Origin of the sequence: Okeania sp. SIO2B9 (assembly GCF_010672505.1) — a bacterium.
Taxonomy (GTDB): Bacteria; Cyanobacteriota; Cyanobacteriia; order Cyanobacteriales; family Microcoleaceae; genus Okeania; species Okeania hirsuta.
The window spans coordinates 1-1,387 of sequence record NZ_JAAHGK010001632.1 but is presented as its reverse complement, the minus strand read 5'-3'; the positions used below and the strand labels follow the sequence as shown (position 1 = coordinate 1,387).

1 protein-coding gene is annotated in these 1,387 nt (G+C 38.8%); it reads right to left on the bottom strand.

The window, feature by feature from the left end; genetic code table 11:
- Positions 1 to 223: 223 nt before the first annotated feature.
- The coding region (locus tag F6K13_RS33260) for an NAD(P)/FAD-dependent oxidoreductase (protein WP_287289948.1) at positions 224 to 1,387 on the bottom strand (1,164 nt) is incomplete at its 5' end.

The window sequence follows — 1,387 nt, the reverse complement described above, 5'->3', positions numbered from 1 at the left end:
TATTGTTAGTAGACTGATACAGCTAAAACTGTGCATTAGCTTTTAACTTGAAAATTCTTAATGCATGACTTTTGACTTTTGACTTTTGAATTGAATCTATTGCAACATTTAAGATGAAACAATCCAGTAGACTGATACAGCTAAAACTGTGCATTAGCTTTTAACTTGAAAATTCTTAATGCATGACTTTTGAATTTTGACTTTTCCCTATTCCCTGATTAAATTAAGCTTCACCAGATGATTCGCTTGTTACTAGCGGAGTATAGCGAGCCTGGCATTCTTCATAGGTAGGTGCTTTAGTTGCTTTTTCAGTGATTAGACGAGCACCACCTTGACCAGTAAAGTAGCTCCAGGCCCACTGAATCATGACAATGAGTTGGTTATCAAATTCAATCATATAGTAGATATGAATAAATAACCAAGCAAACCAAGCTAGAGGACCTGAAAAACGAATTGCTTTATATTGTACAACTGCTTGGTGACGACCAATAACTGCCAAACTACCGTAGTCAATATAGTGGAATGGGGGTAAGGTCTTATTTTTCAACCGTTTTTGAATCAGTTTCGCTACATAAAATCCTTCCTGCATTGCTGCTGGTGCAACTCCAGGTACTGGAGAGTCTCCCTGATGAGAGTAGTTAGCTAAGTCTCCAATGACAAAGATGTCAGGATAACCAGGTACTGTCAAATCTTCATTAACAAAAACACGACCTGCGCGGTCTAATTCTGCCCCTGTACGATTAGATATTGCTTGAGAAACTGCTGATGCTTTAACTCCTGCTCCCCATAATATTGTGTGAGCGGGAATTTCTTGGGTTGTTTCTCCAGAGCGAATGGTGACGATATTGTTTTCTATATTAGTCACTCGTGTTTTAGTCAACACTGTGACTCCCAACTTCTCCAGTTCTATTTGTGCTCTTTCTGATAAAACTGTTTTAAACGAAGGTAAAACTCTTTCTCCGCTTTGGATTAGATAAATTTGAGCTTCGCTAGTATTAACAGAGCGATATTCTTCTTTTAATTTAGTATGCGCTAACTCTGCTAAAGCACCTGCTAATTCCACCCCTGTTGGACCAGCGCCAACTATTGCAAAGGTTAACAGTGCTTTTCGTTTTTCTGGATCTGATTCTTTTTCTGCAGCTTCAAAGGAGGCGAATACTCTACGACGCATTTCTAGTGCATCTTCTACTGTTTTTAGTCCAGGAGCTTTTTCTGACCAATCATTTCCGAAATAATTATGGCTAACACCAGTTGCCATAACTAATGTATCGTAATCTATTTCTCGATCGCTCAAAATGAGTTTTTTCTGTTCGGGATTGACATCCACAACTTCACCCATCAAAACATGGGTATTTTTCTGTTCTGCAACTACACCACGAAGAGGAGA